The following is a 16052-nucleotide window of genomic DNA, read 5'->3' on the forward strand; positions in this document are numbered from 1 at the left end:
CTGATTGGAGACATTTAACTCTTTGATTTGTATAAGTTGGCGTGTTTAGTAGCAAAGGTGTCTGTTTTTGACGACATAAAATCGATATTGGGTTTATTTCGCGAACCAAGAGGGATTCTTGGTAATACATTTTTAAAAATAATAAACTTAAAATCAGTAACTTAAATTATTCCCTTGAAAACTGGCACGATAGGTGCATAATTATCAGCGTTGCTCATTCAACTGGTTATGATTGCGCTGCTGATTGGCAGAGATATTCGCTCATAACAACCGGAATGACGCCAAAAGAAAGGGTGCCTATCGTCCACCAGACCGATAACAGGATGCGCAAGCTGACTTTATCAAGCATCGGGCGACACGTTGAGTGAGGCACCGCCTATTTAGTTACGCGGTCAGGGGCATGATTTTCCTGACCGCGTAATGCTCCAATGCCCACTCCGCTTTCCTTTCCTGTTGATGATCACCTTTGTTTCCCTGTCGCTTTTTGTTTGGCGTTACCGCTGGATTAGACTGCGTTACGCACGTCGCCGGGAAACCTTGGCGGGCCATCTCTACCCGCCGCCTTTTAGGCCGTCGCCATGCGACGTTTAAAAACGTTCCTGACGTTTTTAGCAAATTCAGTTAGCATCAGAGCGGATCGATAGGTAACGAGATGATTTCCTTGAAACGATGGCGTTTATTTCCGCGCTCCTTGCGGCAGTTAGTAATCATGGCTTTTTTGCTGGTGCTGTTGCCTTTACTGGTATTGGCGTATCAGGCATACCAAAGCCTGAATACGCTTAGCGAGCAGGCCGCAGACATTAACCGGACCGCCCTGACGGACGCCCGTCGCAGCGAGGCGATGACCAGCGTGGCGTTAGCGATGGAGCGCAGCTATCGTCAGTATTGCGTGCTGGACGATCAAACGCTGGCCACGCTCTACCAAAACCAGCGCAATCAATATTCGCAGATGCTGGATTCTCATGCCTCCGTCCTGCCGGATCAGCGCTACTATCAAACCCTGCGTCAGCATTTAACCCAGCTTGCGGCGTTGCGCTGCAATAACAGCGGTCCCGATCGGGACGCCTCCGGACTGTTGGAGCGTTTTTCCCAGGCAAACGGGCAGATGGTGCAGGCGACCCGTGAAGTGGTGTTTTCCCGCGGACAGCAACTGCAACAGGCGATTGCCGAGCGCGGGCAGTTTTTCGGCTGGCAGGCGTTGCTGCTGTTTCTGGTCAGTTTGTTACTGGTGGTGCTGTTTACCCGTATGATCATCGGCCCGGTAAACGGGGTTGAGCGGATGATCAATCGTCTGGGGGAAGGCCGGTCGCTGGGAAATACCAGTACCTTTAAAGGGCCGCGTGAAATCCGCTCGCTGGCGCAACGTATTATTTGGTTAAGCGAGCGTCTTTCCTGGCTGGAATCGCAACGCCATGAATTTCTCCGGCATATTTCACACGAGCTGAAAACGCCGCTGGCAAGCCTGCGTGAAGGCACTGAGCTGCTGGCGGATCAAGTGGTCGGCCCGCTGACCGCCGATCAGAAAGAAGTGGTATCCATTCTGGACAGCAGTAGCCGCCATCTGCTGCAATTGATCGATCAGCTATTGGACTATAACCGTAAACTGGCGGATACGCCGACGGAGTTGGAACGGGTCGAAATTGAGGAAATCGTCGATATCGTGGTGTCGTCCCATAGCTTGCCGGCCCGGGCAAAAATGATTCATACCGATATTGAGCTGAAAATTGAACACTGCTGGGCGGAGGCGACGCTATTGATGCGCGTAATAGACAATCTCTATTCCAATGCGGTGCACTATGGTAAGGAATCCGGTAACATTTGGATCTATAGCCGTTCGGTTGGCAATCGGGTTCAGATTGATGTGGCGAATAGCGGTACGCCGATCCCCGACGCGGAGCGTAGCATGATTTTTGAGCCTTTTTACCAGGGTAGCCATCAGCGAAAAGGCGCGGTAAAAGGCAGCGGGCTGGGATTGAGTATCGCCCGGGATTGTATTCGCCGTATGCGTGGGGAGTTAAGCCTGATATCCGTTGACTATGCTGATGTGTGTTTTCGTATTGAATTGCCATTAACTTCTGAGAATGAATAGATAATGAATGCACGGTCTGTCCGTCCTTTTTCGTTACACATCCTGCCCGCCCTATTCGATGTGTCTTTTCGCCGTCTGGCAAAGGCCGTGGCGATGTTATCCCTGCTGTTACCGTCGGCCTTGCTGCTGACTGCCTGCAACGCTAACGTCAGCAGTTACATAGCGTCACAGGACGGGGAAAATTCAACGCCGAAAGAACAGGTCACCGATTACCGCCTTGCACAATGCGGGCGGCTCTGGCAGGCGGACGATCGGGACGTGATGAACAATGCGCTTTACTGGCTGCGGGCGATGGATTGCGCCGGTCGTTTGACCCAGTTTCAGGCGCGTGAAGAAGCACAGCTCCTGACGGTCGATAGCTGGGAGAATGCGTTCAAACGGGGAATTTTACTGGATAACGCGGGCATCACGCAGGCGGAAAGACGCCAGATGCTGGCGCAGATTAATTTGTACCGCCTTGATTTTCCTTCCGCATTGCGTCCGCTGATGCAGACCTGGCGCGATAGACAAACGCTGTTTCTGGCCTTATCCGATGAACGTTTACGTTATCAGCGTTTACAGGAATCCAGTGATAAACAGCTGGATTCCCTACGCATAGAACAAAACCATCTGCAATATCAGTTGGAGATAACGCGACAAAAGCTGGAAAACCTGACGGACATTGAACGTCGGCTTTCATCCCGTAAGCAACTGTCGGGTGAATTGCCCGATAACGATGCCGACCGTCGCAGCGAAGCAGGCCAGGCGCGCGACGGCTCGCCTACCTCGCCGAAATTGGATTCGGAGCCGGTAAACGCGGAGGATACCTACATCCCGCCGACCGAATCGGATACGGATAACTCGACGACGAAGAAGGAGCCGAAAAACCCATGACAGCCCGGAAAGCGGCGAATTTGTTGCTGGTAGACGACGATCCCAGCCTGTTGAAGCTGTTGGGAATGCGCCTGACCAGTGAAGGTTTCAGCGTGACGACGGCGGAAAGCGGCCAGGAAGCGTTGCGCCTGTTGACCCGAGAACGGTTCGATCTGGTGATTAGCGATCTTCGGATGGATGAAATGGACGGGATGGCGCTGTTTTCTGAAATTCAGCGCTATCAGCCGGGTATGCCCGTCATTATTCTGACCGCGCACGGCTCTATTCCTGATGCGGTAGCGGCAACGCAGCAGGGGGTGTTCAGCTTCCTGACCAAACCGGTCGATCGTGATGCGTTATACCAGGCGATCGATGAAGCGATGGCGTTGTCCGCCCCGGTTGGCGATGAAAGCTGGCGTGAAACCATCGTGACCCGTAGCCCCTTAATGCTGCGTCTGTTGGAACAGGCCAAGATGGTCGCGCAGTCGGACGTCAGCGTGTTGATTAATGGTCAGAGCGGCACCGGCAAAGAGGTGTTGGCGCAGGCGATCCATGCCGCCAGCCCGCGGGCGAAAAAAGCCTTTATCGCCATCAACTGCGGGGCGTTGCCCGAACCGTTGCTGGAGTCCGAGCTATTCGGTCATGCCAAAGGGGCGTTTACCGGCGCCGTCAGCAGCCGTGAAGGGCTGTTTCAGGCGGCGGAAGGCGGTACGCTGTTTTTAGATGAAATCGGCGATATGCCGCTGTCGTTGCAGGTCAAATTGCTGCGGGTATTGCAGGAACGCAAGGTGCGCCCGCTGGGCAGTAATCGCGATCTGGATATTGACGTGCGGATTATTTCCGCCACCCATCGTGATTTACCCAAGGCGATGGAAAAAGGCGAGTTCCGCGAAGATCTTTATTATCGGTTGAACGTGGTTAATATGAAGCTGCCGGCGCTGCACGAACGGGCGGAAGATATCCCGCTGTTGGCGAATCATCTGCTGCGTGAGTCGGCCGCCCGACACAAGCCTTTTGTGCGCACGTTTTCGACGGATGCCATGAAACGGTTGATGACGGCCAGTTGGCCGGGTAACGTGCGGCAGCTGGTCAATGTGATTGAACAGTGCGTCGCGCTGACCAGCGCGCCGGTTATCAGCGAGGCGCTGGTTGAGCAGGCGTTGGAAGGTGAAAATACCGCGTTGCCGACCTTTGTCGAGGCCCGCCATCAGTTTGAACTGAACTATCTACGCAAACTGTTGCAGATAGCCAAAGGCAATGTGACTCAGGCTGCGCGTATGGCGGGGCGTAACCGGACGGAGTTTTATAAACTGTTGGGCCGTCATGAATTGGACGCCAACGATTTTAAAGAATAATGTTAATAGATTGTAGGATTGGATTCCGCCAATCTTCTTGTTTGCTGATGCCCGGCTTTGGCCGCAACATAGGTAATCTAAGGTTTCCCCATGAAAAAAATTGATGCGATTATTAAGCCGTTTAAACTGGACGATGTACGTGAAGCGTTAGCTGAAGTCGGCATCACAGGGATGACGGTCACGGAAGTGAAAGGGTTTGGCCGTCAGAAAGGCCATACCGAACTTTATCGCGGCGCCGAGTACATGGTCGATTTTTTACCCAAGGTAAAAGTCGAGATCGTGGTGGCGGACGATATTGTCGATACCTGTGTGGAAACCATCATGCAGACGGCTCAGACCGGTAAAATCGGCGACGGTAAAATCTTTGTTTTCGATGTGGCCCGTGTGGTGCGTATCCGTACCGGCGAAGAGGACGAAGAGGCGATTTAACGCCAACCAACGGGATACAACGCGGAGGGCAGGCCGTTTGCGCTTCCGTCCTCTTGCCAAAAGCGCCTGCCGCCGTTTCAGAAGCCAGCCCTTATCCGGCTGGCTTCACTGTATTATTTTACCGGCGGTACGGAAGGCACCCAGCCACCAAGGACTTTTTCCGCCGTGAACTCCGCGGCTTCCGCATCGCTGAGCTGAGGTCGTTGATCGTTTTTCTCTGCGCCGGCTCCGCGGGATTGATATTCGAAAAAGCGTGAGTCCTGCGGATAAAACCATATTTTTTCGCCTTGCCGGTCTTTGCCGGACATTTTGTCCCAACCGTAAATATGATCGTCCATGCTGGTATTCAGAAAAACAGCCTGCCCGATGGCCTGCGGATCGGCATAGCGGCCGTCCGCAAAGGAGGTTGTCGGGTGCCACGGCCGACCTAAACCATAGCTTTTCGCCGGAACGTCCTGGCTTTCTTTAACGATCCGGCTATTGGTAAACACCAGACCATATTTCTGGTTGATGTTGGTGCTGGGCGCGGTGAGATACCCCAGCGGTTGGTCTTTAATATCCGTGCGGTTGCGGGCGATGATATCGCAATCATCAAATAAGGCCGTGCCGTCGCCAAAGATAAAATCCACGGTTCCGCTGATACGCGATTGCGAGAAGAAACTACGGCCGCCTTTTACATACAGCGTGTCCTGATAGCCCGTCAGGCTGACATTGTGAAAGTAGGCGCGATCGCTGTTTTCGGCGACCAGCAAGGCCACGGCCTGCGAGTCTTTCAGCCTGGTCGGATCGTTATCCGGCTTGCTCTTGTTGCCCGGGTAATCGAAATCGTTGCTGATGGTCAGCGAACGGGCGCTGAAATCCGCCGCATCCACTTTCACCGTATTGCTGCCGTAGGTTCCCCATTTACTGCCGTCGGGTTTGAGCATGCCGGCGGCAATGGCGGCGGTAATCACCGTGCCGTCGCGGCTTTCTCCGATTAGATGAATATTCGGGCGCGTAATGGTCAGTCTTTCATGATACACGCCGTTTTTTACATAAATGACAAACGGGGAATTGTCCGCCGGAGCGCTGGCAATAGCGTCGGTAAGGGTTTTGAACGTCTGGGATGCCGATGTGTTGGCCGAGGGGGAAACCAGCGCATCGTAAGTCGTCCGCGCCAGTGCCGGTTGCCAGGGAGTGGCGATAGATACGGCTAACGCTATCGTTTTGCAAACAGACGCGCCCGAAGGGGGTTTTAACATATCCAGACTCCTGCATTGACAAGTTTCATTGAGTAACGCTCTTCTCCCCGCCAATCAGGGAGAAGAGCGGATGAACCGGCGCTCGGTGTTATCGTTATGACTTATGCTGGCGGACGAGTTTGTCCGCCAGCGTTTTTAATTCCGGCGTCTGGCGAATCGCTTCCGCGACAATGCCTGACACGGCGATGGCCCCTTTTTTCTGAAAATGCGTGGTATCCGGTTTGGTCAGGCTGCCGGTCTGATGACGATAAAAGGGATAACGCGCGGGGTCGGCCGCCAGCCAGTACTGTTTCCAGTGATTGCTGTTTCCCTGGTTCGCCAGCGCGATCGTCGCGGGTTCGATATCCAGCAGAATGACCTTATTGGCCGCCGCCGTATCTTTGATGGTCTGGCTGTAGTCACCGACAAACGCGTAGCCCCCTTCCGCATTTTGCGTTGTAAAGTGACCGTGTACCGCCGGCGTTCCGTCTTTGCCGTCGGCGGTGCGAACCCGGGTGGTGGGCGTCAGCAATACCGGCGTTAATTGATACTGGCGGGCAAAATTAATATAACGTTCCAGCGAGGTCTGGAACGACATATCGGATTTGCCCGGAGGGGACTGGCGTTCTCCCGCCGCATTATTGGGATAGGTACACAGATTGGCGACATCGGCCGCGCCGCGCGCCGGCTTGGCGCTGTTACAATTCTGGTCGTTGTGCCCCATTTGAATAAACAGAAAATCGCCCGCTTTCATCAGCGGCTGCATCTGGCGGAACCAGCCTTCATGAAAATAATCGCGCGAGCTGCGCCCGGAGCGGGCGCCGTTAACGATTTTCACTCCGCTATCTTTACGGAACTGTTGTTCAAAAACCTGTCCCCAGCCCATGCGCGGCAAGCGCGCTTTTTCGTAGGTCGCGGCGGTGGAGTCTCCCACCAGGAAAATCCGCGTCTGGGCGTGTTGGATCGCATCCAGATGCGCTCGGGCAAAGTGGTAATCCAGCGGCTCATAGTCGCCCTGTGGGGTTAAACCCACGATCGGACGAAAAACGCCGTCCGTCAGCACCGTATGTCCCGAGTAACCCGAGTTATTGTGATAATTGCGATTGTGGTTAATCACCTTGATAATTTTGCTGACGGCATCTTGCTGGGCGGCAGGGTAGGTCAGGGGATCAAAACGTGCGGGCGAGGTTATCCCCGCTTGTTTCAGCGCGGCATTAAACCCCGCATGGAAGGCGGCGTACGCCTTTTTCAACGCGGTGCCGTCAAGCGTCGGCGATGCCGGATCGTCACCCAACTGTTGCGGGCCGATATAGCCCGCCGCGACGGCAACGTCGGAAATGATCCGGTCGGTTAGCGGGTTAATGTTGACGATATTTTCATGACCGGATTGCAGCGAGGGAGCCAGGGCGTTCAGGCAAATTGCCCGTGGGATATGATTGATCAGGCAGTTAGTACCGCCGGACTCAATAGCCAAAAGACGCAACGGCGCCGATAATCCTGAAACATCAAGCTGATACCGCCCCTGCTCGTCGGTACGGCCTTGCCTGCGCTGGCCTTGCTGATCCCGGATAATAAGGGTGGCGGGAAGATGGATTTCTCGGTGCGTTACGCGACCGGTCAGCGTGGTGTTTTCTCCCAGCTTGATGCCGGGCATGACTTCGATACCGCTTTTAGGTTTTGCATTATGCGCGGCGGCGGATGGCGCGGCGTTTGCCATCATCCATGGGGCGGAGAATACGATTGCGAAAGTCATACAGCCGGAAAAACGGTTTAACATGATTAGACATATCCCTTGTTGCAGAATCGAAAACATTTTTTGCAGGTTTCACGGGGGATTGGATAAAGGCCGTGATTCCTTGAGTCAAATTTGTTGAAAAGTCCAGGCGGTTATTATGCACCTAATTGAAGCAAGGGCGCGGTCTCATAATCATGCGAAATCATTATTCATTAAAAATGAAATAATATTTCATATTGTGAGCGTTCTGCTGTGATTCACCTCCTTATTCTCAAAATGGCGCGGGGCGAACTGATTAAAGTGTGATCCACATCGACAGCGGAGGGGTTGTATCGTGGCCGCAACGTGAAGAAAAAACAGGTTGGAAATGAAGAAAATTCCGTTTCCCGCCCGAGCGGTTAAATCTCCTCAGCCCTTGCGCCGCCTGTAGCTAATCGTTTGCGTAAAAACCTCTGTCAAAACCTATCTTCATTAGGGATAAACGGTTTACACTATAGGCCACTACCCGGACGGGTGATTATTTTCCAGTACATTCAAGTTAGCTGAGTCAGGAGATGCGGATGTTAAAGCGTGAAATGAACATTGCCGATTATGATGCCGACCTGTGGCAAGCAATGCAGCAAGAAGTGGTGCGTCAGGAAGAGCACATTGAACTGATTGCGTCAGAAAACTACACCAGCCCGCGGGTTATGCAAGCGCAGGGCTCTCAGCTAACCAACAAATATGCTGAAGGTTATCCGGGTAAACGTTATTACGGCGGCTGCGAATATGTGGACGTGGTTGAACAACTGGCTATCGATCGCGCCAAGGCGCTGTTCGGCGCGGATTACGCCAACGTGCAGCCTCACTCGGGTTCTCAGGCTAACTTTGCCGTCTATACCGCGCTATTGCAGCCGGGCGATACCATCCTGGGGATGAATCTGGCGCACGGCGGCCACCTGACTCATGGCTCGCCGGTCAACCTGTCCGGTAAACTTTACAACGTCATCCCTTACGGCATCGACGAAAGCGGCAAGATCGATTACGAAGAGATGGCCGAACTGGCTCGCACCCATAAACCCAAAATGATCGTCGGTGGTTTCTCCGCCTATTCCGGTATTGTCGACTGGGCCAAAATGCGCGAAATCGCCGATAGCATCGGCGCCTATCTGTTCGTGGATATGGCGCACGTCGCCGGTCTGATTGCCGCTGACGTGTATCCGAACCCGGTTCCGCATGCGCACATCGTGACCACCACCACCCACAAAACGCTGGCCGGCCCGCGCGGCGGTCTGATTCTGGCGAAGGGCGGCGACGAAGATCTGTATAAGAAACTGAATTCCGCGGTATTCCCCGGTGGACAAGGCGGCCCGCTGATGCACGTCATCGCCGGTAAAGCGGTGGCGTTGAAAGAAGCGATGGAGCCTGAGTTCAAGGTTTACCAGCAGCAGGTCGCGAAAAATGCCAAGGCGATGGTCGACGTATTCCTGTCCCGTGGCTATGACGTGGTTTCCGGCGGCACCAGCAACCATCTGTTCCTGCTGGATCTGGTAAATAAAAACATCACCGGTAAAGATGCCGATGCGGCTTTAGGCCGTGCGAATATCACGGTTAACAAAAACAGCGTGCCGAACGATCCCAAAAGCCCGTTCGTGACCTCTGGCGTGCGTATCGGTACGCCGGCCGCCACCCGTCGCGGCTTTAAAGAAGCGGAAGTGCGCGAACTGGCCGGCTGGATCTGTGATGTTCTGGACAACATCAACGATGAAGCCACTATCGAGCGTACCAAACAAAAAGTATTGGATATCTGCGCCCGTTTCCCGGTTTACGCCTAATCCGAAGATTTTCCCCCGGTTGTCGTCTGCCGGGGCGTACGTAGAAGCGCCAGCCTTTGGGCTGGCGTTTCAGACCACTGACAAAGCCTGTTATTAGGGAGAGCGTGGCGAGGGGCCGTAGCGGCGTAAGCCGCCGACAAATTTGCCAGGAGCAAATTTGAACAGCATTTATGCTGGCCCGCAGGGTGGGGCACAAGGATGTGTCCCATAATGGCCCCTCGGTACGGTAGGCCCGGGTATCTCAGGCTTACAGACGACTTTGTCAGCAACCTCAAGCGCCAGCCTTTGGGCTGGCGTTTTTTATGACGAATACGCATTGCGCCAGGGGACGCACTCTGACAGAGTAGCCAGCGAGAAAAGGGAGGCGTCATGGTTCTGCAATCAACGCGTTGGCTGGCGTTAAGTTATTTCACGTACTTTTTTTGCTATGGCATATTTCTGCCGTTCTGGGGCGGCTGGCTAAAAGGCGAGGGCCTTTCCGCCGAATCGATCGGGATGCTGCTGGGAGCGGGTTTGATTGCCCGTTTTGTCGGTAGTCTGGTGATCACCCCCAGCGTGAAAGATCCGTCGAAACTGATTACGGTGTTACGGGCGTTGGCGTTGCTGACGCTGGGGTTATCGGTCGGTTTCTGGCTTGGCAATGCCTGGCTGTGGCTGATGTTGGTGATGATTGGTTTTAATCTGTTTTTCGCCCCGCTGGTGCCGCTAACGGATGCGTTGGCGGCGACCTGGCAGCGGCAGATTGTCATGGATTATGGCAAGGTGCGCGTCTGGGGTTCTATCGCGTTTGTTATCGGTTCCGCGGTCACCGGTGAACTGGTCGCGGCATGGGGACATCCGGCGATTCTGGCGGTGCTGAGCGCCGGCTTGATAGCCATGTTTTTATGTATGCTATTCCGTCCCAGCGTGATGCCGCTGGCAGCCGCATCCTCAGCGCAGTCTGCGGCGGTCACTCCCTGGAAAACGTTGCTGTGCGAGCCTTCCGTATGGCGTTTCTTGCTCTGCGTTTCTTTATTACAGGGCGCGCATGCGGCTTACTACGGTTTCAGCGTGATTTACTGGCAGGACGCCGGCTATTCCGCGTCGATTATTGGCTATCTCTGGTCGTTGGGCGTGGTGGCGGAAATCGTGGTGTTTACTTTTAGCCAGCGTTTGTTCCGGCGCTGGAGCGCCCGGCAATTATTGTTGCTCTCCGCCGTGTGCGGCGTCGTTCGCTGGGGACTGATGGGGGCCACGGTAGCGCTTCCGTGGCTGGTTGTGATACAGATATTGCATTGCGGCACGTTCACGGTGTGTCATCTGGCGGCAATGCGCTTTATCGCCGCTCGAACCGGAGGGGATATTTTGCGCCTCCAGGCGGTTTATTCGGCCTTGGCGATGGGCGGCAGTATCGCGATCATGACCATGGTGTCCGGTTTCCTGTTTGAACATTTGCGGAGCGGCACGTTTTGGGTCATGGCGATGCTGGCGATACCGGCGTTGTTTATTCGTCCTTCCGTCAGTCGCCTGACACGCTGATCGCGCGGCGCTCATTACCCGATCGCCGGTAAGAATATTGCTACGAGAAGATTATGTTACATTATAACATTTTTAAGCGCGGGCGCAGGCGGCTAATGTTACTGATAGCCGGTATGGTAATCAGCCAGCCGGTTTTTGCCCACCCCCATAGCTTTATCGATATGCAAACCACCGTTGAAAGTCAGAATGAACGCATTACCGGTTTGCGCATGCAGTGGACGATGGATCCTATTACCTCTGCCGACTTGCTGTACGATGCCGGCGCGGCGGAAAAAGATTCTGAAATATGGAAGAAACTGGCTGCCGAAGTGATGGCCAATGTCCTGGGGCAGCATTATTTCACCGATATTTACCGGGATGAGCAGCCTGTGCCCTATAAGTCAGTACCGACGGAATATCGCCTTTCCCGCCAGGGAAATCAGGCGGTACTGGAATTTGTATTACCGCTGGCCCATCCCCAGCCGTTAATGGGTAAACCGTTGCTGATCTCCACTTATGATCCCACCTATTTTGTCGCTATGTTTTATGAAAATGATCGCGCCATCAGGTTGTCGGCCCCGCTCGCCGCGCGCTGTAAAACCACGCTGACGACGCCTGAACCGAATGCGGATTTACAGGCATACGCCCTCTCGCTGGATAAAGAGGATGCCCCGGGCGAGGATATGGAGCTGGGTAAACAGTTTGCCCAGCGGGTGACGTTGCAATGTCATTGAATATGGACGCCCCGCGTCAGCGAGGGTTTTTTAGCCGCTTGTCTGGTCTATGGCCGCTGTGGTTGTTTCTGCTGTTGCTGGCGCTGACGTTTTACTGGGTGCTGGGCTATTGGCTGCAAATACTGCTGCAAAGCGCGGTCTGGCAGAAATCGTTACACCAGCAGATGGCGCATTTGCTGCAAATGGTCGTGTCCCGGCCGCAGCAGGCCGGACTCGGTCTGATGGTTTTCAGTCTGCTTTATGGCGTGATACATGCCGTCGGGCCGGGTCATGGCAAGGTGATCATCATGACCTATCTTGCCACCCATCCGTCGAAATTGAAAAGCAGCCTGAAGCTGACGTTTGCCGCTTCCCTGGTTCAGGGATTAGTGGCGGTGCTGCTGGTTACCGTGGTGCTGGTTTTTTTACAGCTTTCCAGCCGGACGCTGCATAACAGCAGTTTCTGGATGGAGAAGGGCAGTTTTATCTTGATCGCCTTGTTGGGCGCGGCGCTGTGTTTCCGCGCGACGAAACGATTATACGCCGCTATCTTCCGGCGACCCCGATCGCCGGCTATTTTGCGGGTCACGCCGTCTGGCAGTCGTCCGGCGATCCCGTTCAAGCATGCCAGGCCTCATCAACATGATGAACATTGTGGATGCGGGCATCGGCACCTGCCCGACCATGATGAACTCAGCCGAGCCAGTAGCTGGCGTACGCGTTTGGCGATCGTGTTGGCGATGGGCATGCGTCCTTGTTCCGGAGCCATATTGGTGCTGCTGTTTTCCAAAGTGATTGGGGTTTTTCTCTGGGGCGTGGCTTCGGCGCTGGCTATGGCGTTGGGAACGGCATTGACTATCTCGGCGCTGGCGATGCTGGTGTTTTATTGCCGTGGTTTCATTGAACGTTTGAGTCGTCACCGTACGCCGCCCGCCTGGCAGCGCGTCGCCTGGCCGCTGCTGTCACTGGTCGGCGGCCTTATTCTGCTTGGAACCGGCGTACTGTTGTATTTGAGTGCGCAACCTGCAATCAGCGGCGGCATCCGTCCTTTCTCTGGCTAGCCTTTACGTTTTCTTAACGTATTTATAAAAATAGATTGCCGTGTTTAACATCAACGCTATATCATCCGGCGCAAATGATAATGGTTATTATTTATAACCTTAACCGGAGAAGGGAATAATGAGAAAATGGCTGTGTTCGGTTGTCGCCATGTTGAGCTTAAGCAGCGTTTTTGCCGTCAGCGCCGCCCCGATAGTTATTGAGGATGTCACGGGCAGAAAGGTTGAAATGAAATCGGAGGTTAAACGGATCATTTTAGGCGAGGGGCGGCAAATATATCTGCTGGCGGCTTTCGATACCGAGGCGCCGTTCCAGCGCGTGGTGGGCTGGCGTGACGATCTGCCGAAAGCCGATTACGATGGCTATCTGGCCTATGAAAACAAATATCCGGAAATCAAAAAGCTGCCGACCTTTGGCGGGGCCAAAGACGGCACCTTCAACGTTGAGCAGGCGCTGACGTTAAAGCCCGATCTGGTGCTGATGAATCTGGAATCCAAAGCGGCGACCGACGAAGGCAAGCTGATTGAGAAACTCGGCTCATTGGGTATTCCGGTGGTGTTTATCGATTTTCGCGAAAAGCCGTTTGAGAATGCGGAAAAAAGCATTCACATCATGGGACAACTGCTGGGTAAGCCTCAGCGCGCGGATGAGATTATTCAGTTCCGTCGCCAGCAGATTGAAATAGTCACTGAACGTTTGAAAAATTATCAGGGGCCTCGCCCGAAGGTGATGATCGATCGCGCGGGCGGCTATGAAGATGAATGCTGTATGTCGTTCGGCAACGAAAATTTCGGACGCATGGTTGACGTCGCCGGGGGAGAGAACATCGCCAAGGATCTGATCCCCGGTACTTTCGGTACGCTCAACCCGGAACAGATCATCAGCGCACGGCCGGACGTCGTCATTGTGACCGGCGCCAACTGGGAAAACTACAATACGGCTAACGGTTGGGTGGGCGTCGGCCCCGGCGCAGACCAGAAAGTCGCTTTGCAGCGTTTGCAAAAGCTGATGGAGCGGGCGGCGTTTAAAACGCTGCCGGTCGCCAGCAACGGCAATGCGCATGCCATCTGGCACCAGTTCTATGATAGTCCTTATCAATTTGTGGCGATTCAGGTGATGGCAAAATGGCTGCATCCTGAATTATTCAGCGATATCGATCCCGATGCCACGTTCCGCACTTTTCATGAGAAGTTCCTGCCGTTGCCTTATCAGCCGGGTTACTGGGTGACGCTGCCGGCAAAATCCTGATTGACTGACGGATAAAAAAAGCGCTGACGGAAAATGGTCGGCGCTTTTTTTATTAATTCAATCGGGCTGATCAAACGGTGGGTTCGGTGACCAATCCGTCGATAATCACCTGCGGCACACCCTGTGAGCAACGTTCGATACGTCCTTTGACGCCATAGACCTCAGCCAGACTCGCCGGACTGATAACCTCGGCCGGCGCCCCATCGGCAATCAGGTTGCCATTTTGCAGCATCAGCACGTGGTCGCCGTGGCGTAACGCAATGTTGATATCATGCACCACGACAATCGTAATGATGCCGCGCTGGCGTGTTTCCCGGCGAACCAGATCCATGACATGGAACTGGTAATTCAGATCCAATGCGCTGAGGGGTTCATCCAATAATAATAGCGACGGCTGACGAATTAATGACTGCGCCAGCCCGACCAATTGTTTTTGTCCGCCGGAAAGCTGATCCAGGTAGCTTAGCGCCAGATGTTCGATGCCCAACCGCTTGAGCAGCGTCATCACCTCAGCCTGACTATTGGCGCTATGCAGGCCGCCAGAGGCGCGCTGGGCGACAATAATGGATTCCAATACGTGCAGATGTACGCCGGGCGGTAAAGACTGCGGCAGATAAACCACTTTTTCCGCCCGTTTGGCAAACGGCAGTTGCATCAGGTTGTCGTCATCCAGCCAGAGTTCGCCCTGTGACGGGTTTAATCCGGCCATGGCGCGCAACAGCGTGGATTTACCGCTGCCGTTCGGCCCCAGCAAGACGGTGATTTTCCCCCGGGGCAGTAAGGGAACGGACAGATCGCGAATCACCTGACGCTTGGGATAACCGGCGCAGAAATGAGATACGCGTAATCCCGACGGTGTCTGATTATTCATACATTTCCTCTGTGACGCAGAATGATGCTGAGGAAGAATGGCACGCCGACCAGCGAGGTGACGATGCCGACCGGAATAATCACCCCGGGGATCAGGTTTTTCGAGGCCACGGAGGCCAGTGAAAGCACCAGCGCCCCCACTAGCGCGCTGGCCGGCAGATAAAACCGGTGATCTTCGCCAAATATCATCCGGGCAATGTGCGGCGCGACCAGGCCAATAAAGCCGATCGGGCCGACGAAAGCCACTGACAACGCCGACAGAATACTGATGCGCAGCAGCGTCGCCAACCGTAACCGGCGCACATTGATGCCAAAACTGACGGCGCGATCTTCACCCAGTCTCAAGGCGGTGAGTTTCCAGGAATTCATGAACGACAACGGCATAACGGCGATCAGCACCAGCAGCAGAATCCCCAGTTTTTCCCAGGACGCGCGCGCCAGACTGCCCATCGTCCAGAAGACCAATCCTTGCAGCGTGTCTTCATTGGCGATGAATTGCAGCATCGACACCAGCGCATTAAAGGTAAACACCAGGGCGATGCCGAACAACACCACGCCGGAGGTGGAGACCTGTGTCCAGCGGGTAATACCGTCCAGCAGCAGCGCGGCAAGCAGGGCAAACAAAAAAGCATTGGCGGAAATAAACCACTGGGCCGGAATACCGGGAATGCCGATGCCCAGTACGATGGCGAGGGCCGCGCCAAATGCGGCCGCTGACGACACGCCCAGCGTAAAGGGGCTGGCCAGCGGGTTATTCAGAATGGTTTGCATTTCCGCGCCGGCCAGACCCAGCGACAGCCCGACGATAATCGCCATCAGCGCATAAGGCAGACGGATATCCCAGACGATAACGCGGGTGCCCGCATCGGCGCTGGCGGGATCGGTCAGCGCCTGCCATAACACTTCCAGCGAGAGTCCCGAAGGCCCCATGGTGAAGTCCAGCAGCAAAGAGCCGAAAATAATCAACAGCAGTATCGTCATGATAACCACGCGACGCCGGATAATAGCGCGATAGTCGTCTATAACGGCGCTGTTATCGTTGGCGGCATCGCGGATATTCGGTTCAGTCGTCACACTCATGAAAAATTACTCATCTTTTTTCCCGGCGCTGCGCGTTGCAACGGATGATCCCGATCGCGTAGGCGAGGGCACATCAATCCTCAATAACAAT

The 16052-nt window shown here is 54.5% G+C and carries 13 protein-coding genes; 9 read left to right on the forward strand and 4 right to left on the reverse strand.

What is annotated here, in order from left to right:
* The first annotated feature begins 652 nt into the window (after window positions 1-652).
* The 4 genes from JG725_RS18630 to glnB all read left to right on the forward strand — a co-directional run bounded on the left by JG725_RS18630 (window position 653) and on the right by glnB (window position 4725).
* Window positions 653-2089 (forward strand): HAMP domain-containing sensor histidine kinase, encoded by a 1437-nt coding sequence (locus JG725_RS18630; RefSeq protein ID WP_172291582.1) that lies wholly within the window; start codon window positions 653-655, stop codon window positions 2087-2089.
* Window positions 2090-2182: 93 nt separating this feature from the next.
* Window positions 2183-2962: a two-component system QseEF-associated lipoprotein QseG gene (qseG, locus tag JG725_RS18635; protein ID WP_233356500.1), complete on the forward strand. Its 780-nt coding sequence runs from the start codon at window positions 2183-2185 to the stop codon at window positions 2960-2962.
* The gene (gene glrR / locus JG725_RS18640) at window positions 2959-4296 is read left to right on the forward strand and encodes a two-component system response regulator GlrR (RefSeq protein WP_172291584.1); all 1338 of its coding nucleotides are present in this window, start codon (window positions 2959-2961) and stop codon (window positions 4294-4296) included. Before qseG ends, glrR begins: the two co-directional genes overlap by 4 nt.
* Before the next feature lie 90 nt (window positions 4297-4386).
* The gene (glnB, locus tag JG725_RS18645; protein ID WP_172291585.1) at window positions 4387-4725 is read left to right on the forward strand and encodes a nitrogen regulatory protein P-II; all 339 of its coding nucleotides are present in this window, start codon (window positions 4387-4389) and stop codon (window positions 4723-4725) included.
* A gap of 113 nt (window positions 4726-4838) precedes the next feature.
* Here glnB and JG725_RS18650 read toward each other — a convergent pair whose 3' ends face one another.
* Together JG725_RS18650 and paeY are read right to left on the reverse strand one after the other, a co-directional pair.
* A complete protein-coding gene (locus tag JG725_RS18650) occupies window positions 4839-5966 on the reverse strand; it encodes a pectinesterase family protein (RefSeq protein WP_199379372.1) in 1128 nt (375 codons plus the stop codon).
* Between the two features lie 94 nt (window positions 5967-6060).
* The gene (gene paeY / locus JG725_RS18655; protein ID WP_199379374.1) at window positions 6061-7722 is read right to left on the reverse strand and encodes a pectin acetylesterase PaeY; all 1662 of its coding nucleotides are present in this window, start codon (window positions 7720-7722) and stop codon (window positions 6061-6063) included.
* A 518-nt stretch (window positions 7723-8240) separates the two neighbouring features.
* Here paeY and glyA point away from each other — a divergent pair.
* The 5 genes from glyA (at window position 8241) to JG725_RS18680 (ending at window position 14011) form a co-directional block, all read left to right on the forward strand.
* Window positions 8241-9494, forward strand: coding sequence for a serine hydroxymethyltransferase (glyA, locus tag JG725_RS18660; protein ID WP_172291588.1), 1254 nt, complete (start codon window positions 8241-8243; stop codon window positions 9492-9494).
* A 369-nt stretch (window positions 9495-9863) separates the two neighbouring features.
* On the forward strand, window positions 9864-11012 hold the full coding sequence (locus JG725_RS18665; RefSeq protein WP_199379376.1) for a 3-phenylpropionate MFS transporter: 1149 nt from the start codon (window positions 9864-9866) through the stop codon (window positions 11010-11012).
* Window positions 11013-11065: 53 nt separating this feature from the next.
* Window positions 11066-11725 carry a DUF1007 family protein gene (locus tag JG725_RS18670; protein ID WP_172291590.1) on the forward strand — a complete coding sequence of 220 codons (660 nt, stop codon included), beginning with the start codon at window positions 11066-11068 and terminating at the stop codon, window positions 11723-11725.
* On the forward strand, window positions 11716-12765 hold the full coding sequence (locus tag JG725_RS18675; RefSeq protein ID WP_199379378.1) for a nickel/cobalt transporter: 1050 nt from the start codon (window positions 11716-11718) through the stop codon (window positions 12763-12765). The genes JG725_RS18670 and JG725_RS18675 overlap by 10 nt, the downstream gene beginning before the upstream one ends.
* 118 nt (window positions 12766-12883) lie before the next feature.
* A complete protein-coding gene (locus tag JG725_RS18680) occupies window positions 12884-14011 on the forward strand; it encodes an ABC transporter substrate-binding protein (protein WP_172291592.1) in 1128 nt (375 codons plus the stop codon).
* Window positions 14012-14081: 70 nt separating this feature from the next.
* On the opposite strand, the gene JG725_RS18685 is transcribed toward JG725_RS18680, so the two are convergent.
* The gene (locus JG725_RS18685) at window positions 14082-14882 is read right to left on the reverse strand and encodes an ABC transporter ATP-binding protein (RefSeq protein WP_199379380.1); all 801 of its coding nucleotides are present in this window, start codon (window positions 14880-14882) and stop codon (window positions 14082-14084) included.
* The gene (locus tag JG725_RS18690; protein ID WP_172291594.1) at window positions 14879-15961 is read right to left on the reverse strand and encodes an iron ABC transporter permease; all 1083 of its coding nucleotides are present in this window, start codon (window positions 15959-15961) and stop codon (window positions 14879-14881) included. The genes JG725_RS18685 and JG725_RS18690 overlap by 4 nt, the downstream gene beginning before the upstream one ends.
* Window positions 15962-16052 lie beyond the last annotated feature (91 nt).

The sequence above is a fragment of the Brenneria sp. L3-3C-1 genome, assembly GCF_016456245.1.
GTDB lineage: Bacteria > Pseudomonadota > Gammaproteobacteria > Enterobacterales > Enterobacteriaceae > Brenneria.

Bases quoted from the DNA above. Each gene is read 5' to 3' on its own strand.
- qseG (WP_233356500.1), top strand. From the start codon at position 2,183: ATGTTATCCCTGCTGTTACCGTCGGCCTTGCTGCTGACTGCCTGCAAC.
- JG725_RS18665 (WP_199379376.1), top strand. From the start codon at position 9,864: ATGGTTCTGCAATCAACGCGTTGGCTGGCGTTAAGTTATTTCACGTAC.
- glyA (WP_172291588.1), top strand. From the start codon at position 8,241: ATGTTAAAGCGTGAAATGAACATTGCCGATTATGATGCCGACCTGTGG.
- glnB (WP_172291585.1), top strand. From the start codon at position 4,387: ATGAAAAAAATTGATGCGATTATTAAGCCGTTTAAACTGGACGATGTA.
- JG725_RS18670 (WP_172291590.1), top strand. From the start codon at position 11,066: ATGTTACATTATAACATTTTTAAGCGCGGGCGCAGGCGGCTAATGTTA.
- glrR (WP_172291584.1), top strand. From the start codon at position 2,959: ATGACAGCCCGGAAAGCGGCGAATTTGTTGCTGGTAGACGACGATCCC.
- JG725_RS18685 (WP_199379380.1), bottom strand. From the start codon at position 14,882: ATGAATAATCAGACACCGTCGGGATTACGCGTATCTCATTTCTGCGCC.
- JG725_RS18630 (WP_172291582.1), top strand. From the start codon at position 653: ATGATTTCCTTGAAACGATGGCGTTTATTTCCGCGCTCCTTGCGGCAG.
- JG725_RS18680 (WP_172291592.1), top strand. From the start codon at position 12,884: ATGAGAAAATGGCTGTGTTCGGTTGTCGCCATGTTGAGCTTAAGCAGC.
- paeY (WP_199379374.1), bottom strand. From the start codon at position 7,722: ATGTTAAACCGTTTTTCCGGCTGTATGACTTTCGCAATCGTATTCTCC.
- JG725_RS18650 (WP_199379372.1), bottom strand. From the start codon at position 5,966: ATGTTAAAACCCCCTTCGGGCGCGTCTGTTTGCAAAACGATAGCGTTA.
- JG725_RS18690 (WP_172291594.1), bottom strand. From the start codon at position 15,961: ATGAGTGTGACGACTGAACCGAATATCCGCGATGCCGCCAACGATAAC.
- JG725_RS18675 (WP_199379378.1), top strand. From the start codon at position 11,716: ATGTCATTGAATATGGACGCCCCGCGTCAGCGAGGGTTTTTTAGCCGC.